The sequence below is a fragment of the Sphingopyxis terrae subsp. terrae NBRC 15098 genome (assembly GCF_001610975.1).
GTDB classification, from domain to species: Bacteria; Pseudomonadota; Alphaproteobacteria; order Sphingomonadales; family Sphingomonadaceae; genus Sphingopyxis; species Sphingopyxis terrae_A.
The window spans coordinates 730,910-757,321 of record NZ_CP013342.1 but is presented as its reverse complement, the minus strand read 5'-3'; the positions used below and the strand labels follow the sequence as shown (position 1 = coordinate 757,321).

The 26,412-nt window shown below is 64.7% G+C and carries 23 protein-coding genes; 19 read left to right on the top strand and 4 right to left on the bottom strand.

Annotated features, from left to right (window positions below):
- Positions 1–9 precede the first annotated feature (9 nt).
- The 3 genes from AOA14_RS03650 to AOA14_RS03640 are packed head-to-tail and all read right to left on the bottom strand — an operon-like array spanning position 10 to position 2,399.
- Positions 10–486 (bottom strand): hypothetical protein, encoded by a 477-nt coding sequence (locus tag AOA14_RS03650; protein ID WP_062900802.1) that lies wholly within the window; start codon positions 484–486, stop codon positions 10–12.
- Positions 483–1,607, bottom strand: a complete 1,125-nt coding sequence (locus AOA14_RS03645) for a phosphotransferase family protein (RefSeq protein ID WP_062900801.1) — start codon at positions 1,605–1,607, stop codon at positions 483–485. The genes AOA14_RS03650 and AOA14_RS03645 overlap by 4 nt, the downstream gene beginning before the upstream one ends.
- A 21-nt stretch (positions 1,608–1,628) precedes the next feature.
- The gene (locus AOA14_RS03640; RefSeq protein ID WP_202988371.1) at positions 1,629–2,399 is read right to left on the bottom strand and encodes an SDR family NAD(P)-dependent oxidoreductase; all 771 of its coding nucleotides are present in this window, start codon (positions 2,397–2,399) and stop codon (positions 1,629–1,631) included.
- A gap of 133 nt (positions 2,400–2,532) precedes the next feature.
- Between AOA14_RS03640 and AOA14_RS03635 the strand changes: the two genes are divergently transcribed.
- The 19 genes from AOA14_RS03635 (at position 2,533) to AOA14_RS03550 (ending at position 25,017) form a co-directional block, all read left to right on the top strand.
- Entirely contained in the window at positions 2,533–3,204 is a 672-nt protein-coding gene (locus AOA14_RS03635) for a TetR/AcrR family transcriptional regulator (protein WP_082819807.1), read from the top strand.
- A complete protein-coding gene (locus AOA14_RS03630; RefSeq protein WP_062900798.1) occupies positions 3,201–4,367 on the top strand; it encodes a cytochrome P450 in 1,167 nt (388 codons plus the stop codon). Before AOA14_RS03635 ends, AOA14_RS03630 begins: the two co-directional genes overlap by 4 nt.
- Positions 4,364–5,116: an SDR family oxidoreductase gene (locus AOA14_RS03625; protein WP_062900797.1), complete on the top strand. Its 753-nt coding sequence runs from the start codon at positions 4,364–4,366 to the stop codon at positions 5,114–5,116. Before AOA14_RS03630 ends, AOA14_RS03625 begins: the two co-directional genes overlap by 4 nt.
- A 3-nt stretch (positions 5,117–5,119) precedes the next feature.
- Positions 5,120–5,725, top strand: coding sequence for a histidine phosphatase family protein (locus AOA14_RS03620; RefSeq protein WP_062900796.1), 606 nt, complete (start codon positions 5,120–5,122; stop codon positions 5,723–5,725).
- Positions 5,722–7,278, top strand: coding sequence for an AMP-binding protein (locus AOA14_RS03615; protein WP_082819806.1), 1,557 nt, complete (start codon positions 5,722–5,724; stop codon positions 7,276–7,278). Before AOA14_RS03620 ends, AOA14_RS03615 begins: the two co-directional genes overlap by 4 nt.
- A gap of 83 nt (positions 7,279–7,361) precedes the next feature.
- Positions 7,362–9,923, top strand: coding sequence for a TonB-dependent receptor (locus AOA14_RS03610; protein WP_062902986.1), 2,562 nt, complete (start codon positions 7,362–7,364; stop codon positions 9,921–9,923).
- A gap of 94 nt (positions 9,924–10,017) precedes the next feature.
- A complete protein-coding gene (locus tag AOA14_RS03605; RefSeq protein WP_062900795.1) occupies positions 10,018–10,779 on the top strand; it encodes a glucose 1-dehydrogenase in 762 nt (253 codons plus the stop codon).
- A gap of 55 nt (positions 10,780–10,834) precedes the next feature.
- Complete coding sequence (locus AOA14_RS03600) at positions 10,835–12,001, top strand: acyl-CoA dehydrogenase family protein (protein ID WP_062900794.1); 1,167 nt, start codon at positions 10,835–10,837, stop codon at positions 11,999–12,001.
- Positions 11,953–13,074, top strand: a complete 1,122-nt coding sequence (locus AOA14_RS03595; RefSeq protein ID WP_082819805.1) for a phosphotransferase — start codon at positions 11,953–11,955, stop codon at positions 13,072–13,074. Before AOA14_RS03600 ends, AOA14_RS03595 begins: the two co-directional genes overlap by 49 nt.
- Before the next feature lie 17 nt (positions 13,075–13,091).
- A complete protein-coding gene (locus tag AOA14_RS03590) occupies positions 13,092–13,403 on the top strand; it encodes a 2Fe-2S iron-sulfur cluster-binding protein (protein WP_062900792.1) in 312 nt (103 codons plus the stop codon).
- A 25-nt stretch (positions 13,404–13,428) separates the two neighbouring features.
- Positions 13,429–13,668: an SDR family NAD(P)-dependent oxidoreductase gene (locus AOA14_RS20350; RefSeq protein WP_367235796.1), complete on the top strand. Its 240-nt coding sequence runs from the start codon at positions 13,429–13,431 to the stop codon at positions 13,666–13,668.
- The gene (locus tag AOA14_RS20050; RefSeq protein ID WP_238929718.1) at positions 13,628–13,951 is read left to right on the top strand and encodes an SDR family NAD(P)-dependent oxidoreductase; all 324 of its coding nucleotides are present in this window, start codon (positions 13,628–13,630) and stop codon (positions 13,949–13,951) included. Before AOA14_RS20350 ends, AOA14_RS20050 begins: the two co-directional genes overlap by 41 nt.
- A 754-nt stretch (positions 13,952–14,705) precedes the next feature.
- Positions 14,706–17,006, top strand: coding sequence for a TonB-dependent receptor (locus tag AOA14_RS03580; protein WP_062900790.1), 2,301 nt, complete (start codon positions 14,706–14,708; stop codon positions 17,004–17,006).
- Between the two features lie 23 nt (positions 17,007–17,029).
- Complete coding sequence (locus AOA14_RS03575; protein WP_062900789.1) at positions 17,030–18,670, top strand: carboxylesterase/lipase family protein; 1,641 nt, start codon at positions 17,030–17,032, stop codon at positions 18,668–18,670.
- A complete protein-coding gene (locus AOA14_RS03570; RefSeq protein WP_062902985.1) occupies positions 18,667–20,226 on the top strand; it encodes an AMP-binding protein in 1,560 nt (519 codons plus the stop codon). Before AOA14_RS03575 ends, AOA14_RS03570 begins: the two co-directional genes overlap by 4 nt.
- Before the next feature lie 48 nt (positions 20,227–20,274).
- Positions 20,275–20,967, top strand: coding sequence for a TetR/AcrR family transcriptional regulator (locus AOA14_RS03565; RefSeq protein WP_082820024.1), 693 nt, complete (start codon positions 20,275–20,277; stop codon positions 20,965–20,967).
- 93 nt (positions 20,968–21,060) lie between these two features.
- Positions 21,061–21,960 (top strand): SDR family NAD(P)-dependent oxidoreductase, encoded by a 900-nt coding sequence (locus AOA14_RS03560; RefSeq protein ID WP_062900788.1) that lies wholly within the window; start codon positions 21,061–21,063, stop codon positions 21,958–21,960.
- A 70-nt stretch (positions 21,961–22,030) separates the two neighbouring features.
- Complete coding sequence (locus AOA14_RS03555; protein WP_062900787.1) at positions 22,031–23,695, top strand: MFS transporter; 1,665 nt, start codon at positions 22,031–22,033, stop codon at positions 23,693–23,695.
- Positions 23,692–25,017 carry a glycoside hydrolase family 1 protein gene (locus AOA14_RS03550; RefSeq protein WP_062900786.1) on the top strand — a complete coding sequence of 442 codons (1,326 nt, stop codon included), beginning with the start codon at positions 23,692–23,694 and terminating at the stop codon, positions 25,015–25,017. The genes AOA14_RS03555 and AOA14_RS03550 overlap by 4 nt, the downstream gene beginning before the upstream one ends.
- Before the next feature lie 9 nt (positions 25,018–25,026).
- Here the strand turns inward: AOA14_RS03550 and AOA14_RS03545 are convergent, their stop codons facing one another.
- Complete coding sequence (locus AOA14_RS03545; protein ID WP_062900785.1) at positions 25,027–26,322, bottom strand: PA domain-containing protein; 1,296 nt, start codon at positions 26,320–26,322, stop codon at positions 25,027–25,029.
- Positions 26,323–26,412 lie beyond the last annotated feature (90 nt).

Sequence of the window (26,412 nt, the reverse complement as noted above, 5' to 3'; positions counted from 1 at the left end):
CATTTGCGCTCACGCGCTCATCTCGCTGTCGAAGCCCATCGGGGCGAACCAGGCGCGGTCTTTGGCCGCGCGTGCGCGGCCAAGCGGCAGGATCGCTGCGGCAAGGCGGCGGTGATAATCGCGTTCACCGCCTGCGTGCGCAGTGCGCAGCAGCGCGTCGATCGCCTCGCGGATCGCCTCGGCGCGATCGCGCGACAGGCCATCCTCGTCGGCGAGCCGGGCGGCGAGGGCGGCGCGGGCGGCGGCGATGGGTTCGCCTCCCCCTGCGATCGCCAGCATCTCGCGGGCCATATCGGACATGTCGGCGAGTTCCCCGGCCTCATGGGCGGGGGTCGCGTCGCGCTGCGCCTGGATGATCTGGATATGCCCCATGGCGAGCATGATCTGCTCGCGCGCGAGATTGGCGCTTTCGGGAAGCGCGGGCAACACCACGGACTGCAGCGCGCGCAGCACGCTGTTGAGGCGATCGTCGACCGAGGGGTTCACTGGCTTTCCTCCATCATGAGGAGCCGCGCCAGCTCGTCGACGAACAACGGCCCGGTCGCGGCAAGGAAGGTGAGCAGCACATCCTGGTGGTTATGCGCTTGGCGCGCGGCGCGCACGCCGAGCGCGGCGACGAGGATGTAGCTCTTCCACGCGTTGAACATGGTGAAATAATGCAGCTTTGCTGGATCGACTCGATTGCCGCTCGCGGCCTCATATTCGGCGAGGAATTGTGCGGGCGGGGCGAGATCGCTGCCGCGAAAGACGCCGTCGATATGGCTGCCGAACACCGGCTGGATCGCCCAGGCGAGATCGGCGTGGAGATCGCCGAGGTAGCACATCTCCCAGTCGAGGATCGCGGTGATCCGGCCGTCAGCTTCTTCGAAGAGATAATTGCCGGTGCGATAGTCGCCGTGGACGACCGAGATTTTCTCGCAGTCGGGCACATTATCCTCGAGCCACTGCGTCGCGAGGCGAAGCACGGGCTCCTTGGTCACCGCATCCTGCTCGAGCAATTCCTTCCAGAACTGGATCAGCCAGCGCGTCGGCTGCTTGGGATCGTCCGTCGGCGCGGTAAAGGAGGGCAGATCGGCCGTGCTCCAGTCGAAATTGTGGATGGTCGCCAGATGCCCCAGGAATTGCGGGCGGATGATGTCGCGAAGTGGATCGCCCAATATGGTGCCGAGACCCGTCACCGAAAGCTGGTCCGAGGTTGGCTTGGTCACACCCGCAACGACCTCGACGATCATTGCGGGGCAGGGGAAATGGTCGGCGTCGATGTCGAGCCAGACTGCGGCGGGAACCGGAAGCGTGCCTTCGAACGCGCGCAATATCTCATATTCGCGCGCACGGCTCGTCTCGGTGATGCCCTCGGTCGGGTCCATGCGCAGAATATAGCGGCGTTCGGTGCCGTCGCGCTCGAGCGTGAAGATGAACTGCTCGCGCGATGCGCCGCCGCCCATGCGCGCGACGTCGCGGACATTCGCGCCCGGCTCCCGCTCATCGTACCAGCTTTGCAGCAGCGCCGCGACCGCGCGATCCTCCTGCGGAAGATAGGGCGGCAGACCGCGCCGCGCCTTGCGTTCTTCGAGCAGCGTGGCGAGCAGGGGTTCGGTGTCAATCATTGTCTCTTCCCTCGCTTTTTGTCAGGCCGCCAGGAAGCCGCCGTCGACGGCATAGGTCGCACCCGTGACATAGCTGGCTTCGGGGCTGGCGAGAAAGGCGATGACATTCGCAACCTCTTCGTTGCGGCCGTAGCGGCGCATCGCGATCAGCCCAGAAAAGCCCGCGCGCGCGGCAGCGGGATCGCCGGGCGCCGCCTGCTCCTCGATCGACTGCATCATCGCATTGTCGATCGGGGCGGGAGCGACGCTGTTCACCCGGATGTTGCTCGCGGCAAGCTCAAGCGCGGCGACCTTGGTGAGACCGAGGATCGCATGTTTGGTGGCGGCATAGGGGCCGATGCCCGGAACCCCGACCTCGCCGGTCACCGACGACATGGTGACGATCGCGCCGCCCGTTTCGGCCATCGCGATCCCGCCATGCTTGATCGCGAGGAAGGTGCTGCGGATGTTGGCGCGCATCACCTCGTCGAGACTCTCGACGTCGGCCATCACCAGCGGGATGACGCTGCCTTCCGATCCCGCGTTGGCGACGAGGATGTCGAGCCGCCCGAAGCGCGCGAGGGTTGCCGCAACGAGCGCCGCCACATCGGCCTCTTCGGCGGGATGCCCGGCACAGGTCGCGACGCGGTCGCTTTCGCCCAGTGCTGCGGCCGCCTCGGCGAGTCGTCCTGCATCACGGCCGGCGATCATGACGCTTGCGCCTTCGCCGAGAAATTTGCGCGCGGTCGCCGATCCGATCCCGCCCGTCGCGCCGGTGATAATGGCAATCTTGCCGTCTAGTCGGCCCATCATGCTCTCCTCTTCCCTATATGTTTTTGCCATCTTTCCGAGCCGGGAGCGCGCTTGGCTCGGCAATGTAAAAGTGACATTGACATCACTTTTACATTCTTGCACTATGAGTGCAAGTCGAAAAGACAATGGATGAATGGAATCGAGGGTGCCGATGGAGCAAGATCCAAACAGCAAGGCTGAGCAGGCGCTGCCGCCCACCCCCAAGGGGCAAGCGACTCGTGAGCGCATGCTCGATGCGGCGACCGAGGTCTTCGGGCAGCGTGGTTACGAAGCGACCCGCGTCGTCGACATCAACACCAAGGCCGGGGTGAGCCACGGCCTCTTCTATCGACACTTCAAGGACAAGGCCGAGATCCTCGTCGCGGTCCTCGACCGGATGAATGCGCAGCTCCGTCACACCTCGGGGCGCGAAGTGGGCGAGGATGGCGCGGTCACCCTTGCGCAGCTCGAGCGGCGCAATATCCAGTTCTTCCGCGAATATTCGCAGAACCGGAAACTGCTTCGCGTGGCGCGCGAAGTCGCGGCGCGGAACGACGAGATCGAGTTTCGCGAAATGTGGCTCAAGATTCGCAACCGCTATGTCGGGCGAACGCATCGCTGGTTCGATCAGCTCGTCGCGAGCGGCGAGATTCCTCCACTCGACGACGCCGCGATGGTCGCGGCGGGGCTGAGTGCGCTTACCGAACAGCTTGCCTATGTCGAGATCGGGCTTGCGGTCGATGATCCCGATGCGGCAACCATCGAGCGGCTCGGTCGCAGCTGCGCCCTGATCTGGTATCGGACGATCCGCGGAGCGACGGCATGAGCCCGGTCGATCTCCTCGATATCGCGCCCTTCCAGAGTTCGCGCGAGCATGAGCTGTTTCGCGGCCTGCGTGGCAGGGAGGGCCTGGCTTTCAACCAGGAGCCCGACGGACCGGGCTTCTGGTCGCTCGTCCGTTACGCGGACATCTCGGCGGCGGCGCGCGAGGGTCAGCTCTTCATCTCGGGGCAGGGAACCCAGATCAAGGATCGCCGCGCCGAAGGCCATGGGGCGCCCAGCGTCCACAACAGCGACGGCACGCTCCATTCGCGGCTGCGCTCGATCGTCATGCCCGGCCTGTCGCGCTCGGTGGTCGAGCGGCGAACCGAGGCATTCGCGCGCATCGCTGAGGAACTGGTGCTCGCGGCGCCGCACGGTGAGGCCTTCGATTTTGTCGATCGCATCGCGGTCCGGCTGCCGATGCTCGTCATCGCCGACATGCTCGGCGTGCCCCCCGAGGAAGCGCCGGCGCTCGTCGACTCGGCCAATCTGATGTCCGACGTCAATGCGAGCGACGCGGAGCAGGCGGGTGCACGCCAGCATCTCTTCGACTATTTCCGTGACCTTGGCGCATTGAAGCGCCGGCAGCCCGCCGACGATCTTGCGACCCTGCTTGTCGAGGCCGATTTTCCGGAGGGCGAAGAGCCGCAGCAACTGCTCGACGCCTATTTCATGCTGCTGACCATCGCCGGCAACGAGACGACGCGCTTTCTCGTTACCGGCGGTCTCGCACAATTGGTGCGGCAAGGCGATTATCCGCTCCTGCGCGATCATGGCGAACTGCTGCCGACCGCGACCGAGGAAATGTGCCGCTTCGTCTCGCCGGTCACGCACATGCGCCGCACGGCCTCGGCCGACACGGTGATCGCCGGGCAGGCGATCGCGAAAGGCGACAAGGTCGTCCTGTGGTTCGCGAGCGGCAATCACGACGAGAAAATGTTCCGCGAAGCGGGCAGACTGGTTCTCGACCGCAAGCCTAACCCGCATATGGGCTTCGGGATCGGACCGCATTTCTGTCTCGGCGCGCATCTCGCGCGGCTCGAGACACGGCTGCTGTTCGAAGCGCTCGGACGCCATATTGAGACGATCGAGCTCGTCGGCGATCCCGAGCGGCTGCCGTCCAACTGGTTTACCGGCTGGTCGGCGATGAAGGTGCGCTGGCAATGAGCGGCACGATCCTTGTCACGGGTTCGGCGAGCGGCATCGGCCGCGCGCTCTACCGCGACCTCGTCGACGCGGGGTATCGGCCGATCGGTCTCGACCGCGCCGCGGGGCCCGGTTGTGACATCGTCTGCGACCTTGCCTCGTCCGAAGCGATCGCCCGCGCGGCGGAGCAGATCGATGGGCCGCTTGCCGCTATCGCGCATGTCGCCGGCTTGCCCGGGACGGCGCCGACGGCGGCGGTGCTCGCGGTGAACCTGCTCGCGCCGCGGCAACTGACCGACGCGCTGGCGGGGCGGCTGGCCGAGGGCGCGAGCATCGTCGCCGTGTCGAGCATCACGGCTGCGCGCTGTTCGCTCGACGATGCCGCGAAAGACTGGCTTCTGGGCCTCGGGCCCCGCGAATTGCAGGCCGAGCTTTCGACCCTCGACGGGACATTGGCCTACGAACATTCAAAGGCGCTGCTCAACCGCTGGATGCTCCATGAGGCGGCCGCTTTCAGCTCGCGCCGGATTCGCGTCAATTGCGTCAGTCCGGGCCCGGTCGAGACGCCGATCCTCGCCGATTTCCGCAGCTCGATGGGCGCGGACCGGATCGCCGCGGCCGAAGCCCTCACGGGCCGTCACGGCCGGCCTGAGGAAATCGCCCAGGCCATCTTCTTCCTGCTGTCGTCGCGCGCGAGCTGGGTCAATGGCGTCGATCTCAAGGTCGATGGCGGCTTTCATGCGCTGCGCACGCTGGCGGGGCGGGGCTGAACGATGAAGCTGATCCTCGTCCGCCACGGCAAGCCCGAAACCCAGGCCGGTGCTACCCCCGCCAATCCGCCGCTGTCGGCGCTCGGCCGCGAGCAGGCCGGGCATGTCGGCCAATATCTTGCCGAAACCGCGGTCGATGCCATCTTTCATAGCGGCATGGCGCGCGCCGCGGGGACCGCGCAGCCGCTCGCCGACCGGCTCGCTAAGGTTCCCGAGGCGATCGCCAATCTCGGCGAAGTCGATCGTTACGGGGTCGATTATGCCAATGCCGAGATCATCCGGGCACGCGGCGAGGCGGAATGGCGCCGCTTCCTTGGCGATCCGATCGGCTATTTCGGGATCGACCCGAAGCGCTTCCGTTCGGAGACGCTCGACGCCTACGCCGATCTCCTCGCGCGGCGCCACCTCGAGACCGTCGCGATCTTCACCCACGGTTTTCCGATCAATATCCTGCTCGGGCAGGCGCTCGGCCTCGACGGCATGGGCCATTTCCTGCCCGATTATGGATCGATCACGCGGCTTGCCGGCTCATCGCTCGATCGCCTCGCGGTCGTTAGCGTCAACGAGACCGCGCATTTGTCGGGCCGGTTCTCGGGCGCGTCGGCATGAACTGGTCGCCCGCCGCGATCGCCGCGCGCGACCCGGACCGCGAAGCGCTCGTCTTCGGCGCGCGGCGCTGGACCTACGGCGATCTCGACCGGTTCAGCGCGCGCGTCGCCGCGCTGCTTTGGCACGAAGGACTATCGCAGGGCGATGTCGTCGCGCTGCTCGTCTCGAACCGGCCCGAATTTCTCGGACTTGCCTGGGCGGCGCAGCGTTCGGGTCTCTATTTTCTGCCGATCCCGACCAGGCTGACCCCCGGAGAGGTGCGCTACATCCTCGAGGACAGCGGGGCCCGCGTTCTGATCGCTTCGCCCGACCTCGCCGCGCTTGGCGCGGCGGCCTCGGAGGGCCTCGACCTCAGACGCTACGGCCTCGACGATGGCGGCGGCTTACCGCCTCTCGCCGCGGCGCCTGGCGACCATTCGCCGCCGCCCGCGATCGAGGGCGGCGACATGCTCTACACCTCGGGAACGACGGGCCGGCCCAAGGGCGTGCGCCGTCCGCTGGCCGGCGAAGAATTGGGCAGCGACGGCCGCCGCGTCGAGCGCGGCGCGGCCCTGTTCGGCTTCGATGCCGACACCATTTTTCTGTCGCCCGCGCCACTCTACCACGCGGCCCCGCTGCGCTTCGCGATGAACCTGCTGCGCGCCGGCGCCAAACTTGTCGGCATGGAGAAATTCGATGCCGCCGCAGCGCTCGGTCTGATCGAGCGCGAGCGGGTGACGCACAGCCAGTGGGTGCCAACGATGTTCTCGCGTCTGCTCGCGTTGCCCGGGGATGCGCGGGCGGCTCAGGATCTGTCGTCGCACCGCTGCGCGATCCATGCCGGCGCGCCATGCCCGCCTTCGGTGAAGCGCGCGATGATCGACTGGTGGGGGCCGATCCTCCACGAATATTATTCGGGCACCGAAAGCGTTGGCTTTACGCACATAAGCTCGCCCGAATGGCTCGCCCGGCCGGGCAGCGTCGGACGGGCCTTCGGCTGCACGATTCATATTCTCGATGACGATGGTCGCGAAGTGCCGCCCGGAACGACGGGCACCGTCTATTTCGAGGGCAAGGCCGGGCTCGAATATCACAATGATCCCGAGAAGACGCGCGGCGCGCTCGACGCGCACGGCTGGGCCACGATGGGCGACATCGGCCATGTCGACGACGACGGCTTTCTGTTCCTCACCGACCGGCGGAATTTCACCATCATCTCGGGCGGTGTGAATGTCTATCCGAGCGAAGTCGAAGCGGCGCTGATCGAGCATCCCGCGGTGCGCGACTGCGCGGTCTTCGGGCTTCCCTACTCCGATCTCGGCGAAGTCGTCGCGGTTCTCGTCGAGAGCGACGCCGCGACGGGGCCGCACGACATCGAACTCGCGCGGCGGATCGCCGCCGACATCGCAGCGACCCTCGCCGGGCCGAAGCGCCCGCGCCTCTGGCGCTTCGAAAGCGTCGGCCGGACCGAAACCGGCAAGATCCACAAGCAGAAGCTGCGCGATGCGAGCCGGGAAGCCGGACGCATGATCGACCTTCGAATGTCGGCGCCCGCACGAGACGGGGGCAGCTGACGAGATTTCGACGAACATTTTCAGGGAGAGCGAAAATGACTTATAATAATACCAGAAAAACCGCCCTTTTCATCGCCGGGAGCATGATTGCGCTCGCGGCCGTCCCGGCGGGGGCGCAGGACGCACCGGCGACGCAGGATGCCGCTACGACCGACGAAACGACGAGCGCGGGCGGGCTCAGCGACATCGTCGTGACCGCCCAGAAGAGGTCGCAGAATCTTCAGGATGTTCCCGCCGCCATCTCTGCCTTCTCGTCCGAAGATCTCGCGGCGCGCGGGGTCAGCGAGACGAGTGACCTCATGGGCAGCCTGCCCAATATCCAGGTGACCTCGGCCTATTCGGATACGCAGCCCAATTTCTCGCTCCGCGGCATCTCGGTCGCCAACGAGTTTTCGGCTTCGACGGCATCTCCGGTCGGGGTCTATGTCGACGAAGTCTATCAGAGCTTCCGCGCGAGCCACGGCCAGCAGCTTTATGATCTCGAGCGCGTCGAAGTCCTGCGCGGGCCGCAGGGCACGCTTTACGGCCGCAATACGACGGGCGGCGCGATCAACTTCATCACCCGCAAGCCCTATCTCTCGGGCAACAACGGTTATCTGACGCTCGGCTACGGCAATTATGACACGATCAAGGCCGAGGGCGCGGTCGAGCTGACCCTCGCTGAGGACAAGGCGGGCATTCGCGCCGCCTTCACGCGAAGCAAGGGCGATGGCTATACGTTCAATCCGACACAGAACCTGGACTTCGGCACCACCGATTCGATCGCGGGCCGCATCTCGCTTCGCTTCAAGCCGGTCGATACGATCGATATCAACCTCAAGGCCTATTATGCCAAAAATGACCCGCGGCAGGATCTGCCCTATGGTATCGGCTATCTTCAGGGCCGCACCGACGCCGGGGGCTATTCGCGCTTCGATCCCAGGCCCGAACTCGGGGGTCGGCTGCTGAAGCGAAACGAGGTCCAGTCGGATACCGGCGGCGAATATTTTACCCGGTCGAAAGGGCTGTCGCTCAATATCGAGGCCGAACTCGGGAACGACCTCACCCTGACCTCGATCACCGGCTATGATGTCGGCCGCTATCGCCTCGCTCCGTTTGATTGCGACGGCTCGCCGAACAATATCTGCGCGATCCGCTACGACAGCGCGAGCAAGAGTTTCAACCAGGACCTGCGCCTGACCTATGACGGCGACCGGCTGAAACTGATCGGTGGTCTCTATTATGGCCAGGACAAGATCGACACGCACAATGAGCCCGATTTCTTCGGCTTTCTGCGCCCGATCCTTTCGGGGCTCGGCCTGCCCGGAAACTATGGCAATATCCCGATCGCGGTCGGCAATTCGCTGCGGACGCTACCGGCCTTTGCGCTCGACCCGTCGTTGACCCCGACCGACCCGGGCTTCTGCGCTCCCGTCGTGATCAACCCCGCAGGCTATTTCGACGCGCGCACGCTGATCGCGTTCAACGCCGACGTGGCCGCGACGAATACGGCTGGCGGGACTGCGGCGCAGAACGCCTGCTTCGCGGCGGGCGCCCCACCGTTCGGACCGATCGCCGGAGACCAGCGCTTCACGCTCAAGCGGCCCTCAACCGCCATTTATGGAGAGGCGGTCTGGGATGTCACGGATCAGCTCAGCATCACGCTTGGCCTGCGCTACACATGGGACAAGGTGAAATATCAGAATGCGCGGACGGTCCTCTTCGGGCTGGACGGGGTGACCCCGATCGCTAACCTTGTCCCTTACAGTTCGCCCGATGATCCAAACCTTCCGGCGTTGAACCAGAAGGAATCCTCGGGCGAACTCACCGGGCGCCTCGTCGTCGACTATAAGTTCAGCGACGATGTGATGGGCTATGCAAGCTACAGCCGCGGTTATCGTTCGGGCACCTATAACGGACTCGCTTATCAGGATGTGAGCCAGGTCTATTTCCTCGATCCCGAGAAGGTGAATGCCTATGAGGTCGGGTTGAAGACGCGACTGCTCGACAACAAGCTCCAGCTCAATCTCGCCGGCTTCTATTATGATTATTCGAACCAGCAGATCGCCCAGATCATCGGCGCGACATCCTTCCTGCGTGCCGCAAACGGCCGCGTTTTTGGCGGCGAGGCCGAGCTCGCCCTGCAGGCTACCGACGCGATCCGCTTCGACGCCTCGGTGGGCTATCTCAACAGCAAATATAAAGGCAACAAGATCGACCCGACCGATCCGGCCAGCCTGACACGCAACATCAACGGCAACCAGTTCCCCAACGCACCCAAATGGACTGCGTCGGCGGGGGTCGACGTGACGCTGGTCGACAGCGGTCCGCACAAGTTCCAGGTTCGCGGCGACGTCCAATATATGGGTAAATATTTCTTCGACCCGTTCGGTTCCTACGGCCAGAATCCCTGCGACAAGCCCGCCGCAGGTTCGCTGGTGCTTGCGGCGACGCCCGAGATCGCTTGCGGCAATCCCGACTATGTCCTCTTCAATGCCAGAGCGACTTATACGTTCGACGAGCGCTTCTCGGTCGCGCTGTGGGGCAAGAATCTGACCAACAAATTCTATTATACATATGGTCTGAACCTCAACGCCTTCTACCTCGACTATCTCGCTCGCGGTGCCCCGCGCACCTACGGCGTCGAAGCAACGATGCGCTTCTGACGATCCGGAGCAACCGAAAGTCCGCTTTTCCGCCGCATAATGGCAACGGGAGGGCGGGCCAGACGGCCCCGCGCCACCATCAGGGAATGAGAGTATGACAGGCAGGCTGGAAGGCAAGGTGGCGCTGGTCACCGGCGCGGGATCGGGGCTCGGCGCGGCGATAGCGCGGCGCTTCGCGGACGAAGGCGCACGCGTGATCGTCTCCGATGTCAATCTCGCGGCAGCGAGCGAGGTTGCTCGCCATTTCGGCGGCGGAGCGGTGGCGTTGAGGATCGACGTTGCCGATCCGGCCGATTGGGCAGCCACCTTGCCGGTTATAGAGGACGCCTTCGGAGCACTTCACATCCTCGTGAACAACGCCGGAATCTGCTTGACGGGTTCGGTCGAAGAAATCTCGATCGAGGACTGGAAGCGGACGCACGCCATCGATCTCGATGGGGTCTTCTATGGCATGCGCAGCTGCCTGCCGCTGATGCGACAGAGCGGCGGCGGCGCGATCCTGAATATCTCGTCGATTTCGGGGATTGTCGCGGCGGGCAACCTCGCCGCCTACAATTCGGCTAAGGCGGCGGTGCGTCACCTGACCAAGTCGGTCGCGCTACACTGCGCCAAAATGGGCGGCAAGATCACCTGCAATTCGCTCCATCCGACCTTCATCGACACACCCTTGCTCGACGGGCTGACGGCGGGGCAGGCGCGCGAAGATGTCCTGGCCAAGCTTGCCCGCCAGATTCCGCTCGGGCGTGTCGGCGTGCCTGGCGATGTCGCGAACGCCGCGCTCTATTTCTGTTCGGACGAAGCAAGCTTCGTGACGGGTGCCGAGCTAGTGATCGATGGCGGACTTTCGGCGATGTGACCCCAGCACGGCATGCCGCAACCACCCCATCAATTAGGATCGGAGCCAATAGCCGATGAGTATCTCTGACCGCGCCCTCGCCATCGCCGCGAAGGTCGAAACCTTTGTCCGCGAAACCGTCGTTCCCTATGAGAAGGATCCGCGCCGCGACCATCATGGCGCACCGACCGACGACCTCGTGATGGAAATGCGCGAACATGCCCGCAACGCCGGGGTGTTGACGCCGCATATCCTGGGCGACGGCGGTCATTTGAACCAGCGCGAGACCGCGGTCGTGCTGATCAAGAGCGGCCTGTCGCCGCTCGGCCCGCTCGCCTGTAACACGATGGCACCCGACGAGGGCAATATGTATCTGCTGGGCAAGGAGGGGAGTCCGGAACTTAAGGAGCGGTTTCTCAAGCCTATGGTCGAAGGCAGCGTCCGTTCGGCCTTCTTCATGACGGAGCCTGCCGAAGAGGGCGGCGCAGGATCTGACCCGTCGATGATGAAAACGACGTGCCACCTCGACGGCAATCACTGGGTCGTCAACGGCCGCAAGACCTTCATCACCGGCGCGCTGGGCGCGCGGGTGGGCATTGTGATGGCGAAGTCCGAACAGGGCGCCTGCATGTTCCTCGTCGACCTACCGGACCCCGCGATCCGCATCGACGACGTACCCAACACGATCGACAACTCGATGCCCGGCGGCCACGCAACGATCACTATCGATAGCCTCCGCATTCCGGCCGACCAGATGCTGGGCGAAGCGGGCGAAGGCTTTCGTTATGCGCAGGTCCGTCTCTCGCCTGCGCGCCTGTCGCACTGCATGCGCTGGCTGGGCGCGTGCATCCGCGCGCACGAGATTGCGACCGACTATGCCAACCGCCGCGAGGCGTTCGGCAAGGCGCTGATCGACCATGAAGGTGTCGGCTTCATGCTCGCCGAAAATATGATCGACCTGAAACAGGCCGAACTGATGATCGACTGGTGCGCTGGCGTGCTCGACACCGGCTCGCTCGGCACCGTCGAAAGCTCGATGGCAAAGGTCGCGGTGTCGGAAGCGCTGATGCGCGTCGCCGACCGCTGCGTCCAGGTGATGGGCGGCACCGGGGTCACCGACAAGACGATCGTCGAGCAGGTGTTCCGCGAAGTCCGTGCCTTCCGCATCTATGACGGCCCGACTGAAGTCCACAAATGGAGCCTCGCCAAGAAGATCAAGCGCGACTGGAAGGCTGGCTTGTGAGTGTGGGAGGCGAGCACGGGGCGGGCACGGCGGCTGTGCGCGACGGTTTCGCCTTCGACGAAGCGGCCTTGCGCGACTGGCTGGTTTTGCATGTCGACGGTTTTTCGGGGCCGCTCAGTATAGAGCGTTTCAAAGGCGGTCAGTCCAACCCTACCTACAGGCTCTGCACGCCGTGCGCGTATTATGTGCTCCGGCGGAAGCCGCCGGGGCCGCTGCTCCCTGGCGCTCACGCCATCGAACGCGAAGTTCGCGTACTGACGGCGCTCAAGGCGGCCGGCTTTCCCGTGCCGCATATCTTCGCGTTATGCGAGGAGCCGACTGTTATCGGGACGCCCTTCTATATCATGGAAATGGTCGAGGGCCGGATCTTCTGGGACGCGACATTCCCGTCTGTTCCGCATGCAGAACGGTCCGCCTATTTCGATGCGATGAATGAGACAATTTCCCGGCTTCACGCGATCGATCAATTAGCGGTGGGACTCGGCGATTACGGCAAACCCGGCGACTATTTCGCACGGCAGATCGGTCGCTGGTCCAAACCATATCTCGCCGACGATCTCGCCGGGCGCGATCCGAATATGGACTATATGCTCGAGTGGCTTCCGGCGCATCTTCCGGAAAGTAATGCAACGGCCATCGTCCATGGCGACTTCCGATGCGACAATATGATCTTCCACCCGACCGAACCGCAGATCGTGGCAGTTCTCGACTGGGAATTGTCTACGCTCGGCCATCCCTTGGCCGATTTTGCCTATCATGCGATGATGTACCGGATGCCGCCGCACATCGTGGCAGGGCTTGCGGGTGCCGATCTAGAGGCGCTCGGCATTCCGTCCGAAGCCCGGTATGTTGGCGATTATTGCCGCAGAACCGGCATGCCCGACACCGACTATGCGTTCGCCATCGCGTTCAACTTCTTCCGCCTTGCTGCGATCTTCCACGGGATCAAGGGGCGGGCCATCCGGGGCACCGCCTCGTCGGCAGAAGCGCATGAGCGCGCGCGGGCCTTTCCCGACCTCGCTGCCCTAGCGGTCGCGCAGACGCGGCCCGGACGCGACCCATTGTCAGCCTGAAATTTGAGGAAACAGATATGCCAGAGATTATCATCGTCCTGCGCGACGGCAGCTATCGGATCATCGACACCGATCCCGAATATTCGCTGATGGAAGCCATTCGCGATGCCGGCGTCGATGAAATGCTCGCGATGTGCGGCGGCTGCTGCTCATGCGCGACCTGCCATGTCTATATCGAAGAGTCCGGAGGCGATTTGTCCGAGCCGTCGGCGGACGAGGACGACCTCCTCGATTCGACCGGTTGTCGAACAAGCCAGTCGCGCCTCGCGTGCCAGGTCCGGCTGGCCGAATCGACCATCAAGCGCGCACGCATCGCTCCCGAAGATTGACCGTGAGGAAGGACGAGGCTGGCGCATGCATGCAAATTTCACTTTCGATCTGACCGGCCGGACTGCCCTGGTGACCGGCGCGTCGTCAGGGATCGGGCGCCGCTTTGCGACCTTGCTTGCCCGATCGGGCGCACGGGTGATTGCGGCCGCCCGGCGAACCGAACGACTTGACGAACTTTGGGCGGATATTCGCAAGTCAGGGGGCGAGGCAATCGCGATCGGGTATGGACGTGGCCGACGAAGACTCCACCATTGCCGCTTATGACGCGGCAGAGCGTTCATTCGGTGTCGTCGACACGGTCATCGCGAATGCCGGCGTCAGTCCCGCTGGAAGCGCGCTCGGGCTTTCGGTCGACGATTTCGATCTCACGGTGAGCGTGAACCTGCGCGGTGTCTTTTTGACGGTGCGCGAGGGCGCGCGGCGTATGGTGGCCAGCGACATAGGCTCAACAGGGTCCGGACGCGTCGTGCTGATACGCTCGGTTATTCCAAACTTTTGTGCTGTTGGAGGATGTCTATGGTCTAAGTGGTCAGCAGCGAGTCATTAGTGAAGCGGCGAAGCAGTATGATATTTCAGTGGATTGCGTGGAGCGTATCGCAAGGAACGCGACAATCGACCACCCGGGGTGGGTTCCATAACTTCAGTAAGTATCGACGAGGGCAGGCCATGCCCGGCTCCTAAAGGGCTCTATGGTGAAGGGTTGAGGCTTACCGGTCTATGGCGGAAATCATTGTCAGCATAACCAATCAGCACCGCGCTACCAAAACTTCCCAGTGATTTGAGTGCCCATCACTCTCACTTCGGGTGCGCCATTTTCCGTTGCTCTTTATGGTGCGACATTGCCGCTGGCGTTCGGCTACGACATTTTCGCTCCCACCGGAAACGACCGAAGCGCGACATTCACAGCATCGTCATCCTGAACTTGTTTCAGGATCCATGGTCCGCCATTTCCTTTTGCGCTGCGCCGGACGAAAGCTCCGTCCAAGGATGCTGAAACAAGTTCAGCATGACGAGAAGCGAGGACTATGCGGCGCCACATTTCCGCTCACCCTGAGCTTGTCGAAGGGTGTTCACAGGCCACCCTTCGACAAGCTCAGGGTGAGCGGTTAGGGAAAGTGGCAACGTTCGCTTCCTACCCCGTTCGAGATATCCAGGCATCGCAACGGCGCTCGCCCGCTTCACCCGTGCGGCATTTCATTTATTCACGCACATGTGAGTGAGTGTTGACATCGAAGCGGGCCGCGGTCATAAATCCGGGGCAGAGACGGCTTCGATAAGGTCGTCCAGGAGGGAGAGGTTTCATGAAGGCACCGTTGCTCGTGTCCGCTTCGGCGGTCGCCCTGTTCGCGCTACCCGTTGCTGCCCAGGCCCAGTCGTCCGACGCGCCGCCGCCCGCCGACGAGGCGGCACGGGACGGCGCGCGGCCCAGCGAAGATATCATAGTCACCGCGACGCGCCGTAGCGAACGTCTGCAAGACGTGCCGCTCAGCGTCACGGCGTTCGGCCAGCGCGAGCTCGACGATCTGGGCATCGTCGGTTATGAAGGTATCGCGCAGAATACGCCCGGCATCGTCGTCAACCGTCCGACGCAGAATTTCAACAATTTCACTGCCCGCGGCATCAACACCAACGGCTATTCGGCGGGGCTGCAGAGTGCGGTTGCCATATATGTCGACGAACTGCCGATCTCGGCGAACGGCAATTCGACCATCCTCGATCCCAATCTCTACGACGTCGAGCGCGTCGAGTTTCTGCGCGGGCCGCAGGGGACGCTGTTCGGATCGAACTCGCTGGCGGGTGCGATGCGGATCATTACGAAGAGCCCCGACCTCAACGCGTTTGCCGCATCGGCGAGCGTCGATCTGGGGCTGACGGGATCGAGTTCGCTGCGCCAGCGCTATAATGCGATGGTCAACGTGCCGATCATGCAGGACGAAATGGGTCTTCGCATCACCGGCTATTATCGCAACGAAGACGGCTGGGTCGACAATATCGGCACCGGGATCAAGGATTCGAACAGCCTTGAAGCCTATGGCGGCCGCGCGATCCTGCTGATGCGGCCGAGCGACCGGATGAAGGTGAAGCTGCTCATTTCCTATGAGAACAGCAAGCCCGCCGATTCGGGCCTGATCAACCCAACGCTTGGCAAGTTCGTGCGCAATTCGGACCGGCCCGACCTGTTTCAGGGCAAGCTCACCAACTATAATCTCACGGTCAATTACGAGTTTGATTTCGCCGAGCTGATCAGTTCGACGACGCTGTCGACCTATGATGCGTCCTTCTATGTCGACCTGGCCGGCACCTATGCGCAGGCCTTCCCCTTCGCGCTCGACGCCTATGGTTATGACGATCTGTTCGTTCAGGAAACGCGGCTCGTCTCGCGCGGCGACGGGCCGTTCCAGTGGGTTGCGGGCTTCTTCTATTATGACAAGCGCCGGAGCGTCGATTTCGCCTACCGGTCGAGCCCCGAATATCTAGCAGCGAAGAATATCGTCGGGCTGCCGGACGAATATTATCAGCGCTTCAACAGCTATACCGACCAGAACGAGGTCGCGGGCTTCGGCGAGCTGACCTACAAGTTCAGCGACAAATTCTGGATCACCGGCGGGCTGCGCTACGGCAATACGCAGGTGCAAAGCTTCACCCGCGGCGGCGGCTACAATAGCAATTACCTGACCATCGCCTATTGCCTGTCCTTCCCGGCGGCGTGCGGCTTTTATGTGCCGCCGCTCGCGATCACCTCGATCCCCTATGCCGAGGGGCTGAAGGTTTCGGACGACCGCCTGTCGTGGAAGGCGAGCGCGTCGTGGAAGCCGAGCGAGGATCTGACGACCTATGTCACGGTGTCGACCGGCTTCCGCACCCCGGTGGTCAATGCGCGCGCTGGGCTGGTGAGCACGATCGACCCCAATGATATCGTCATCCCCAGCGGCGCCCGTTCGGACAGCGTGACCAACTATGAGGCCGGACTAAAGGGCCGGTGGCTGGGCGGCGATCTGACCGCCAATCTGGCCGCCTACTATATCGACTGGAAGAATATCCAGGTCCAGGCGAACCGCGTGTCGGATTCGATCCAGTTCGCGACCAATATCGGGGGCGCCGAAAGCTATGGTCTGGAGTTCGAGATCATGGCGCGGCCCATCCAGGGCCTCAGCCTCGCGGTCAACGGATCGTTCAATGAGGCGAAGGTTACCAAGCTGACGGCGGTCGAGGCGGCCATTTCGGGCGCCGAAGTCGGCACCCGGCTGGCCTCGCCCCATTTCCAGGGCTCGGCAACGCTGCGCTATGATTTCCAGATGGCCGGCAGCAACAGCGGCTTCGGCGCGGTGAACGTGTCGCATGCGGGGTCATTCCCCAACCAGTTCCCGAACGTGCCGGGCAAGCCCAATGTGGTCAGCCCGACCTTCGATTATACCGAGGCCTGGACCAACGTGAACCTTTACGCGGGGGTCAAGATCGGCGCGCTCGGGCTGACCGCCTATGTCGAAAATCTCTTCAACGACAGTTCGATCACCTACGTCCATCCCGAAGCCTTCCTCGACGGTCGCTACGCCCGGATGCGCCCGCGCACCGTCGGCGTTCGCGCGGACTATCGCTTCTGATCGGCCGGAGCAGGAGAGACATCATGCCCCGCTTGCGGATCTGCGCGCTCGCGCTCTCGCTTCTTCTCCCGGCCCCGATCGCGGCGGCGGCGGATGCCGATCCGCTGGTCGCGGCCCCCGCGGGCAGCGTGCGCGGCGTAGTGGAACGCGACGTCCGCATATTCCGCGGCATTCCCTATGCCCAGGCCCCCGTCGGGGAGCGCCGCTGGCGCCCCCCGGTGGCGGCGGCGGACTGGGACGGGGTGCGTGACGCAAGTCAGTTCGGTGCCGCGTGCATGCAGCCCAAGCCGCGCGCCGGGAATATCTATGCGGGAAGCTTGCCCGCGATGAGCGAGGATTGCCTGTCGCTCAACGTCTGGGCGCCCGAAAATGCGAAAAATGCGCCGGTGTTCGTTTGGATACACGGCGGATCGCTGATGGCGGGATCGGGTGCCGAACCGATTTATGACGGCAGCGCGCTGGCGCGGCGCGGGATTGTCGTGGTGACGATCAACTACCGGCTCGGCATGTTCGGCTATTTCGCGCACCCGGCGCTCAGCGCCGAGGCGCCCGATCATGTGTCGGGCAATTACGGCCTGCTCGACCAGATTGCGGCGCTGCAATGGGTGAAGCGCAACATCGGCGCCTTCGGGGGCAATGCGGCGAATGTCACCGTCGCGGGCGAATCGGCCGGTGCGCTCAGCGTGATGTATCTGATGACGGCACCCGCTGCGCGCGGCCTGTTCGCCAAGGCGGTGGCACAGAGCGCCTATATGGTGTCGGCACCCGCACTGCGCGACCGGGTCAACGGCATGGTTCCGGCCGAAGAGCAGGGGAGTGATCTGGCCGCCAAGCTTGGGGCGACCGATCTTGCGGCGCTGCGGGCGCTGCCCGCCGAGACGATCGCCGACAAGGTGCCGACGACGGGCTATTTCCCCTTTCCGGCGATCGACGGCAAGACGGTGCCGCGCCAGCTCGTCGACAGCTTCGATCGCGGTGAACAGGCGCCGGTGCCGATATTGGCGGGTTTCAACAGCGGCGAAATCCGGTCGCTGCGCTTTCTCTTGCCGAAGCCGCCGGCCGATGCGGCCGCTTATCAGGCGGCGGTTCGCGCTGGCTATGGCGAGTTCGCCGACATGTTCCTCGCGCGCTATCCGGCCAAGAACATCGACGAAAGCATGCTCGCGGCGACGCGCGATGCGATGTACGGCTGGACCGCCGAGCGGCTGGTTTCCGACCAGGCGGCGGCGGGGAAGGGAGCCTATTTCTATCTCTTCGATCATGGCTATCCCGCGACCCAGGAGTGGAATCTCCACGCCTTTCACGCCTCCGAACTGCCCTATGTATTCGGCACCGCGTCGCGGACCCCGCCGCTGTGGCCGAAAATTCCCGACACGCTGGCCGAGCGCAAGCTCAGCGAAGCGATGGGCGATTATTGGGCGAGCTTCGCCGCCACCGGCAAGCCCCAGGCCAAGGGTTGGCCGGACTGGCCCGACTATACCGACGATCGCGGCTTTCTGCATTTCGCGGATACACCGCGCGCTGGCCACAATCTCTTCCCCGGCACCGCGGCGCTGCACGAGGCGGTGGTCTGCCGCCGCCGCGCGGCGGGCGATATAGCGTGGAACTGGAACGTCGGCATCATCGCGCCGCCGTTGTCGCCGAAGGCCGAGGGGTGCCAATGATCGACGGTTCGATGCAGTCCTATGCCCTGACGCTCGACAAATTCCTCTCCCATGCCGCGAAATGGCATCCCGGCGCCGAAGTGGTGTCGGCGGGACTGGACGGCGGCGTGCGGCGCATTGCCTATGCGGTGCTGCGGGACCGTGCGCTGCGCGTTTCAGCGGCGCTGGCGGCGCTCGGGATCGCAATGGGCGCGCGCGTCGCGACGCTGGCCTGGAATACGCAGGGCCATGTCGAGGCGTGGTACGGCATCATGGGGATGGGCGCGATCTGTCACACGCTCAACCCGCGCCTGACCCCGGCGCAGCTCGGGTCGATGCTGCGCCAGTCGGAAGCGTCGGTGCTGCTGGCGAGCGCCGACCTTCTGGGTCTGGCGCGCGATGCGACGCGCGGCCTCGGCGCGCCGCCGCGCATTCTTTTGCTCGACGAGGCCGAAGGGGAGGATGCGCTCGAACCGCATATCATTGGCGCGGCCGCCGATGTGCCGTGGGGCGATTTCGACGAGAATACCCCGTCGGGGCTGTGCTTTACATCGGGCAGCACGGGCGCGCCAAAGGGCGTCACCTACACGCATCGTGGTTGCTATCTTCACACGATGCGCCAGCTTCAGGCCGACGTTCTCGGCATTACCGCGCGCGATGCGGTGATGCCCGTCGTGCCGATGTTCCATGCCAATGCGTGGGGAATTCCCTTCACCGCACCGGCCGTCGGCGCCAAGCTGGTGCTGCCCGGACGGCACAGCGACGGCGCGCATCTTGCCCGGCTGATCCGGGCCGAAGGCGTTACCGCGGCGGTCGGCGTGCCGACGGTGTGGCTGGGGCTAGTCGAGCATCTGGAGGCCGAGGGCGGCGAGGTGCCGACGCTTGAGCGTATCCTGGTCGGCGGGTCGTCGATGCCGCCGGCGCTGATGGACCGGATCGAACGGCGGCTGGGTGTCGAGGTGCAGACGAGCTGGGGCATGACGGAGTTGTCGCCGCTGGGGACGGCGGCGCTGCCGGGCGACCCGGCACGGCGACCGGATCTGTCGGGGCGCCCCGCGATGGGCATCGACCTGCTGCTCACCGACGGTAACGGACGGGCGCTCGCCGAGCAGCGCGGTGCCGAGGGGCATTTGCGCGTGCGCGGCGGTTCGGTCGTGGAACGCTATTTCGGGCAGAGCGAGCCGGCGACCGATGCCGACGGCTGGTTCGACACCGGCGACCTCGCGCGGATCGACGCCGGGGGCAATCTGACCATTACCGGGCGCGCCAAGGATCTGATCAAATCGGGCGGCGAGTGGATCAATCCCGCCGAGATCGAGGCGATCGTCGCGGGGCTGCCACAAGTGTCGCTCGCCGCGGTGATCGGACGCAGCGATCCCAAATGGGGCGAGCGGCCGATCCTGCTCGTCGAAACCTGCGACGATGCGATCAGCGATGCCGATCTGCTGGGTTCGCTCGATGGCCGCGTCGCATCCTGGTGGGTTCCCGATGCCGTCGTGCGTCTGGCCGCGATGCCGCTCGCACCGACGGGCAAGATCGACAAAATGCAATTGCGGGCGGAATATGGACAGGTGTAGGCCCACGCGGTCGCACCCGATTGAACGAAGCCCCGGAAGGAAGTGAATTTGGCGTCGAAGGCAAAGACTGCGGCAAAGCGGCCATCGAAGGCGGAACAGCGCGCCGAAATGATGGAGCAGATTCTCGACGTCGCCGAACTTCTGTTTTCGAAGCATGGCTTTCACGGTGTCACGCTGAAGGATGTCGCAAAGCAGGTTGGCGTGCACCACACGCTGCTGAACTATTATTTCGACGACAAGCAGACGCTGTTCGATGCCGTTTTCGCGCGCCGCGCCGTCGTTACGATCGATCGGCGGATGCAGGCGCTCGACGATTATGAGCGCGCCGCCGCCGGCAAGCCGACGGTCGAAGGTGCGCTGCACGCCTTTCTCGACACAGACCTCGACCTCTACATCCAGGGCGGCGAGGGGTGGAAGAATTACGGGGCCTTTGGTGCGCAGGCGTCGAACAGCCCCGAAGGCGCGGAATTCATGGACAAATATTTCGATCCCGTGGTCCTGCGGCTGATCGACATATTGAAAAAGGCGCTGCCCGACGCGGCCGAGGAAGATATTTTCTGGGGCTATCACTTCGTGACCGGCGCGCTGATGCTCACGCTCGCGCGGACCGGGCGTATCGACAAATTGTCGCACGGCCTGTGCCTGTCGGACGATTATGAAGCGGTAAAGCACCGGATGGCGCGCTTCATGGCGGCGGGTTTCCGCGAAATTTGCGAGCAGCGAAAGCGGGACAGGGGTTAAAGCCAGCGTGCGCTGCGTGTCTACCGCGGCTGACAGCGCACCAGCGTAAATTCACTCACAAGTGAGTTATGATTTGAAAGCGAGAGGGCGGCGATGAAGAAGGACTTGCAGGACCGGGTAGCGATCGTGACCGGGGCGGGCGGCGGGCTGGGCCGCGCCCACGCACTGATGCTGGCAGGCCATGGCGCGCGCGTTGTCGTCAACGATCGCGACGCCGCCGCCGCCGAAGCCGTGACGGGCGAGATCGTCGCATCGGGCGGGCAAGCGATCGCGGCGCCCGCTTCGGTTACCGACACCGCTGAGGTCGCGGCGATGGTCGATGATGTGACCGCGGCATGTGGCGGGATCGACATATTGATCAACAATGCCGGCATCCTGCGCGACAAGAGCTTTGCGAAGATGGACATCGACGATTTCCGTCTGGTCATCGACGTCCATCTGATGGGCGCCGCCATCTGTTCGAAGGCAGTGTGGGACCAGATGCGCGAGCGACGCTTCGGACGCATCGTGATGACGACCTCTTCGTCGGGGCTCTACGGCAATTTCGGCCAGGCCAATTACGGCGCTGCCAAGATGGCACTCGTCGGCCTGATGCAGACGCTCGCGCTCGAAGGCGAACGGCACAATATCCGGGTCAATTGTCTGGCGCCGACCGCTGCGACGGCGATGACCGACGGCGTACTCGCGCCGGAAGCGCTGGCGCGGCTGGCGCCCGAGGCGGTGAGCCCCGGGCTGCTCGCGCTGGTCGGCGATACCGCGCCGACGCGCGCCATCCTCTGTGCGGGGGCCGGGCATTTCGCGAGCGCGCATGTCACGCTGACCGACGGGCTGTTCGTGGGCCGCGGCGAGGATGCGGCCGCGCGCGTGGTTTCGGAATGGGACCGCATCACCGATCGCCGCGGCGAGGTCGTGCCGGCCTATGGCTTCACGCAGGCCGAGCGCGAACTGGCGAATGCGGGTTTCACGGCGCCGACGATGGCGGTGCAACGCTGACAATCCCCGGGGCGTGGCGGACGGGCCGGTCAAGAGCCCGCCGTCGCTGCCGGGATGAAGGGAGAAGGATATGACGACCGACAGCCAGGCCGCGCCCGAAGCGGGCAAGGGCCAGAATGAGAAGCTGGTGATCGCTGCTTCGTCGCTGGGGACAGTGTTCGAATGGTATGACTTCTATCTCTATGGCCTGCTCGCCACGGCGCTTTCGCATCACTTCTTTTCGGGGGTGAACGAAACGACGGGCTTCATCCTTGCGCTGATGGCGTTTGCTGCGGGGTTTGCGGTGCGGCCGTTCGGCGCGCTCGTGTTCGGCCGCGTCGGCGACATCGTCGGCCGCAAGAATACCTTCCTCGTCACCATGGCGATCATGGGACTGTCGACCTTCGCGGTCGGCTTTCTGCCCGGCTATGATACGATCGGGGTCGCGGCACCGATCATCCTGATGCTGCTGCGTCTGCTGCAGGGACTGGCGATCGGCGGCGAATATGGCGGCGCCGCCGTCTATATCGCCGAACATGCCCCGCCCGGAAAACGCGGCCTCTACACCAGCTTCATCCAGACGACGGCGATGATCGGGCTGATCCTGGCGTCGACCTTTGTCGTGTCGCTGCGATTGTTCATGGATGCCGATACCTTCAACGCCTGGGGCTGGCGGCTTCCCTTCATCTTTTCGATCGTGCTGCTGTCGGTCGCGCTGTGGATACGCCTGCAGCTTGAGGAAAGCCCGGTGTTCCAACGGATGAAGGCGGCCGGCGCGACGTCGAAGGCGCCGTTGAAAGAGGCCTTTGGCGAATGGCGCAATTTGAAGATCGTGCTCATTGCGCTGTTCGGGGCGGTGGCGGGGCAGGCGGTGATCGGCTTTGCCGCGCACCTCTATCCGCTCTTCTACCTCGAACGTATCGCGCGGGTGGACGGCGCGACCGCCAATTTCCTGGTCGCGACGGCGCTCCTCATCATCATTCCAAGTTTCGTCTTCTTCGGCTGGCTCAGTGACCGTATCGGCCGCAAACCGATCATGATGACCGCCTGCGTGATCGCGGTGTTCGTCTATTTTCCGCTCTACAAGGCGCTCGTTGTCGCCGCGAACCCTGCGATGGCCGCGGCGGTCGAGCGCGCGCCGGTCACGGTCGTGGCCGATGCCGGCGAATGCTCGTTCCAGTTCGACCCGATCGGCAAGAACAGCTTTGACCAATCGAGTTGCGACATCGCCAAATCCTATCTGGCAAAGAACGGCATCAACTATGCCAACCGCGATGCGCCGGCGGGAAGCGCCGCGTCGGTGCGCGTCGGCGACCGCGTGATCGCCGTCGCCGACCCGGTGGGGCTCGACAAGGATGCTCGGGCGGCGGTGGTCGCCGCCTTCGGGCGCGAGGCGAAAACGGCGCTCGATGCGGCGGGCTATCCCGACAAAGCCGATCCGGCGCAGGTCAACAAGACGAAGGTGATTCTGATCCTCTGCGTCTTCGGACTGCTCGCGACGATGGTCTATGGCCCGCTCGCCGCACTGCTCGTCGAGCTGTTCCCGGCGCGCATCCGTTACAGTTCGCTGTCGCTGCCCTATCACATCGGCAACGGCTGGATCGGCGGCTTCATGCCGACGATCGGCTTCGCGATGGTCGCGGCGACGGGCAATATCTATCAGGGGCTGTGGTATGCAGTCATCATTGCGGCGGTGACCGCGGTCGTCGGCATCCTGTTCCTGCCCGAAACCTACAAGCGCGACATCGAGGCATGAGCGGGGGCGATGCCATTGCGCGCCGTGCGCTGATCCAGGGGGCGGTCGGCGCCGCCGCCGCGCCGGTGCTGCTTGGCAACGCCCCGGCGTCGGCGCGGCGCAAGCCCGCGCCGAAGGGCTTTCTGTGGGGCGCGGCTATCTCGGCGCATCAGAGCGAAGGGAACAACACCAACAGCGACGCCTGGCTTGCCGAGAATATCGAACCGACGCTGTTCAAGGAGCGGTCGGGCGACGCGTGCGACAGCTATCACCGCTACGATCAGGATTTCGCGCTCGCGCAGCAATTGGGGCTGAACTGCTATCGGCTCGGTATCGAATGGGCGCGAATCGAGCCGAGCGAGGGGCATTTCTCGAACGCCGAACTCGACCATTATGCCCGGGTGCTGACTGCCTGCCGCGCGCGGGGGCTGGCCCCCGTCGTGACGCTGAGCCACTTCACCGTGCCGCTGTGGTTCGCGAAGCGTGGCGGGTTCGAGGTCGCCGACGCGCCGCAGCTCTTCGCGCGCTATTGCGCCAGGGTCGCCGAGCGGCTCGGCGGGCTGATGCATCTCGTCACCACCTTCAACGAAGCCAATATCGGCCTGCTCGTGTCGCTGTTCCCCCAGTCGGAAGCCGGTGCGGAGCTGCAACGGGCGGCGCAGGCGGCCGCGGTCGCCGCAACCGGATCGCCCAAATTCTCGCGCCTCGCCTTCGCCGATCCTGCGGTTACGACCCCGCTGATGCAGGAGGCGCATCGTCGGGCCTATGCGGCGATCAAGGCAGCGCGGCCCGAACTTCCGGTCGGCATCACGCTTACGACTCAGGATATCCAGTCGGCGGGCGCGCCGTCGCTCGTCGCCGATTATGAGCGGCGGCTCTACGGCAACTGGATCGATGTCGCCCGCGACCACGCCGACTTCTTCGGGGTGCAATGCTACACGCGGCTCGTCTTCGACGAAAAGGGCATGGTGCCGCCCCCGAAGGACGCCGAAAAGACGCTGTCGGGTTATGAATTTTATCCGCAGGCCTTGGCGAATACGATCCGCTGGGCGCACCGGACGATCGGCAAGCCCATCTATGTCACCGAAAGCGGGGTCGCCGTCGCCGACGATGCGCGCCGCGTGGCCTTCATCGATGCGGCGCTCGACGGCGTCCGCGCCTGTCTCGACGAAGGCATTGCCGTCCACAGCTATATCTACTGGTCGCTGCTCGACAATTTCGAATGGACGTCGGGCTATTCGGTGCCCTTCGGGCTGGCCGCGGTCGATCGCGACACTTTCGTCCGCGCCCCGCGACCCAGCGCGCATCACTTCGGCGCGATCGTACGCGCGAACCGGATCTAGAATCCTACACTATCTTGGCGCGGCCGCGGCAAGGAGCAGCTTCCGGAAGGCGGCGGTCGTCGCCGCGACCGCACCCGCATCGACGCAGCGCGCATCGTCGCCTTCGACATGATGGAAACGATGGACGCCGAAAATGCCTGCGACCGAGGTGTAGCCTGCGGCGATGATCGCGGTGAGTTCGCCGGCCGACAATTTGTCGCTGGGGTAAGGGCTTTCAAGTCCGGCAAAGCCCGCGAACAGGCGCCGCGCGGTCGCAAGGAGCGATGGGCTGACGACCAGATAGCGCTGCGAATCGGTACCAGCCAGCGGGGCGAGGCCGAACAGGCCTTCGTGCCAGTCACGCGCCGCGAGGTTGGCGCCAAGGTGGAGCCAGAAATGCGTCGCGTCGGGCTTGGGGGCCACCGCTTTCAGCGCCTCCTCGGCGCCCAGATTTTCATATTCATGGCCGCTGTTGCACAGGAAAGCGAGGTTGTGGTCGGGGAGCAGCGCCGGGATGCCGCGGGCCAGGTCCAGCCATGCGGCAATGCCGCCGCCGCGCTCGCCCGCACAGTCGGTCCAGCCCGAACGCGGCGTCGATACGACCACCCACTTCGCCTTGCCGCGGTCGAGGCGCCCGATGACATTGAAGGCGGCCCGCCGCCCGCCCTCGCCGGTCAGGCAAACAGTCGCCGCGGCATGGCGCATCGCTGCCTCCCAAAAAGGTGCGGCGTCGGCAGGCGCGAGCAGACCGACCGGACCCGCGAACATCGGCGCTCGGCCATCGGCATTGAGCGCGATGATCTTGCCCGTCGGCCCGTTGGTGACGATCACCGCCGCCCTGGCGCCCGCCGCGAAGGCGGTCTCGACGGGCGCGCGAATCGGTTTGGCGAGCGCCGACGACCAGCGGCCATAGGGCAGGTCGACGAGCGCGATCGCGCCTGCCAACGGCGCGTCGGCGCGGCCCTGCGCATCGACGCGCACCAGTGGCCCCGTCACGCCCCCGGCGGCGGTCGGTGTCAAGATCGGCTGCGGCATCAGCGCGGCGCGGGTGTCGCCGACGACCATGTCGCACGCTCCGGCGTCGAAATGGGGAACAGAGATGGCCGGCTTTTCAACCGCGTAGCCGGCGCGCGTGAGCTGATCGGCGAGCCAGTGGCCGCACGCATTGTCGCCGGCGCCGCCTGCGCGCTTGTTGCCGAAACCGATATAGGCGGCAAGGTCGCTCGCGATCGTGTCGGTCATCGCGGCGCCCGCGCTCGCGGCGCTGGCGGCGACGGGAAGGGCGGTCGCGGCGGTGATGAAATGGCGCCTCGTCGGATCGGTCATCGGCTCTCCCTTGCGGCTGTTCCCGCCGCTGTTTTCAGACCGCGGGACATTGTGACGCGGCGCCCGTGCCGGTCAATGCCGGCTGGCGGC

What these genes read in the sequence shown, in the direction of transcription:
- AOA14_RS03590 (WP_062900792.1), top strand. Translation starts at nt 13,092, where the DNA reads ATGCCAGAGATTATCATCGTCCTGCGCGACGGCAGCTATCGGATCATC.
- AOA14_RS20050 (WP_238929718.1), top strand. Translation starts at nt 13,628, where the DNA reads ATGGACGTGGCCGACGAAGACTCCACCATTGCCGCTTATGACGCGGCA.
- AOA14_RS03555 (WP_062900787.1), top strand. Translation starts at nt 22,031, where the DNA reads ATGACGACCGACAGCCAGGCCGCGCCCGAAGCGGGCAAGGGCCAGAAT.
- AOA14_RS03570 (WP_062902985.1), top strand. Translation starts at nt 18,667, where the DNA reads ATGATCGACGGTTCGATGCAGTCCTATGCCCTGACGCTCGACAAATTC.
- AOA14_RS03600 (WP_062900794.1), top strand. Translation starts at nt 10,835, where the DNA reads ATGAGTATCTCTGACCGCGCCCTCGCCATCGCCGCGAAGGTCGAAACC.
- AOA14_RS03630 (WP_062900798.1), top strand. Translation starts at nt 3,201, where the DNA reads ATGAGCCCGGTCGATCTCCTCGATATCGCGCCCTTCCAGAGTTCGCGC.
- AOA14_RS03545 (WP_062900785.1), bottom strand. Translation starts at nt 26,322, where the DNA reads ATGACCGATCCGACGAGGCGCCATTTCATCACCGCCGCGACCGCCCTT.
- AOA14_RS03645 (WP_062900801.1), bottom strand. Translation starts at nt 1,607, where the DNA reads ATGATTGACACCGAACCCCTGCTCGCCACGCTGCTCGAAGAACGCAAG.
- AOA14_RS03635 (WP_082819807.1), top strand. Translation starts at nt 2,533, where the DNA reads ATGGAATCGAGGGTGCCGATGGAGCAAGATCCAAACAGCAAGGCTGAG.
- AOA14_RS03575 (WP_062900789.1), top strand. Translation starts at nt 17,030, where the DNA reads ATGCCCCGCTTGCGGATCTGCGCGCTCGCGCTCTCGCTTCTTCTCCCG.
- AOA14_RS03560 (WP_062900788.1), top strand. Translation starts at nt 21,061, where the DNA reads ATGAAGAAGGACTTGCAGGACCGGGTAGCGATCGTGACCGGGGCGGGC.
- AOA14_RS03580 (WP_062900790.1), top strand. Translation starts at nt 14,706, where the DNA reads ATGAAGGCACCGTTGCTCGTGTCCGCTTCGGCGGTCGCCCTGTTCGCG.
- AOA14_RS03610 (WP_062902986.1), top strand. Translation starts at nt 7,362, where the DNA reads ATGATTGCGCTCGCGGCCGTCCCGGCGGGGGCGCAGGACGCACCGGCG.
- AOA14_RS03605 (WP_062900795.1), top strand. Translation starts at nt 10,018, where the DNA reads ATGACAGGCAGGCTGGAAGGCAAGGTGGCGCTGGTCACCGGCGCGGGA.
- AOA14_RS20350 (WP_367235796.1), top strand. Translation starts at nt 13,429, where the DNA reads ATGCATGCAAATTTCACTTTCGATCTGACCGGCCGGACTGCCCTGGTG.
- AOA14_RS03615 (WP_082819806.1), top strand. Translation starts at nt 5,722, where the DNA reads ATGAACTGGTCGCCCGCCGCGATCGCCGCGCGCGACCCGGACCGCGAA.
- AOA14_RS03595 (WP_082819805.1), top strand. Translation starts at nt 11,953, where the DNA reads ATGGAGCCTCGCCAAGAAGATCAAGCGCGACTGGAAGGCTGGCTTGTG.
- AOA14_RS03620 (WP_062900796.1), top strand. Translation starts at nt 5,120, where the DNA reads ATGAAGCTGATCCTCGTCCGCCACGGCAAGCCCGAAACCCAGGCCGGT.
- AOA14_RS03625 (WP_062900797.1), top strand. Translation starts at nt 4,364, where the DNA reads ATGAGCGGCACGATCCTTGTCACGGGTTCGGCGAGCGGCATCGGCCGC.
- AOA14_RS03550 (WP_062900786.1), top strand. Translation starts at nt 23,692, where the DNA reads ATGAGCGGGGGCGATGCCATTGCGCGCCGTGCGCTGATCCAGGGGGCG.
- AOA14_RS03640 (WP_202988371.1), bottom strand. Translation starts at nt 2,399, where the DNA reads ATGATGGGCCGACTAGACGGCAAGATTGCCATTATCACCGGCGCGACG.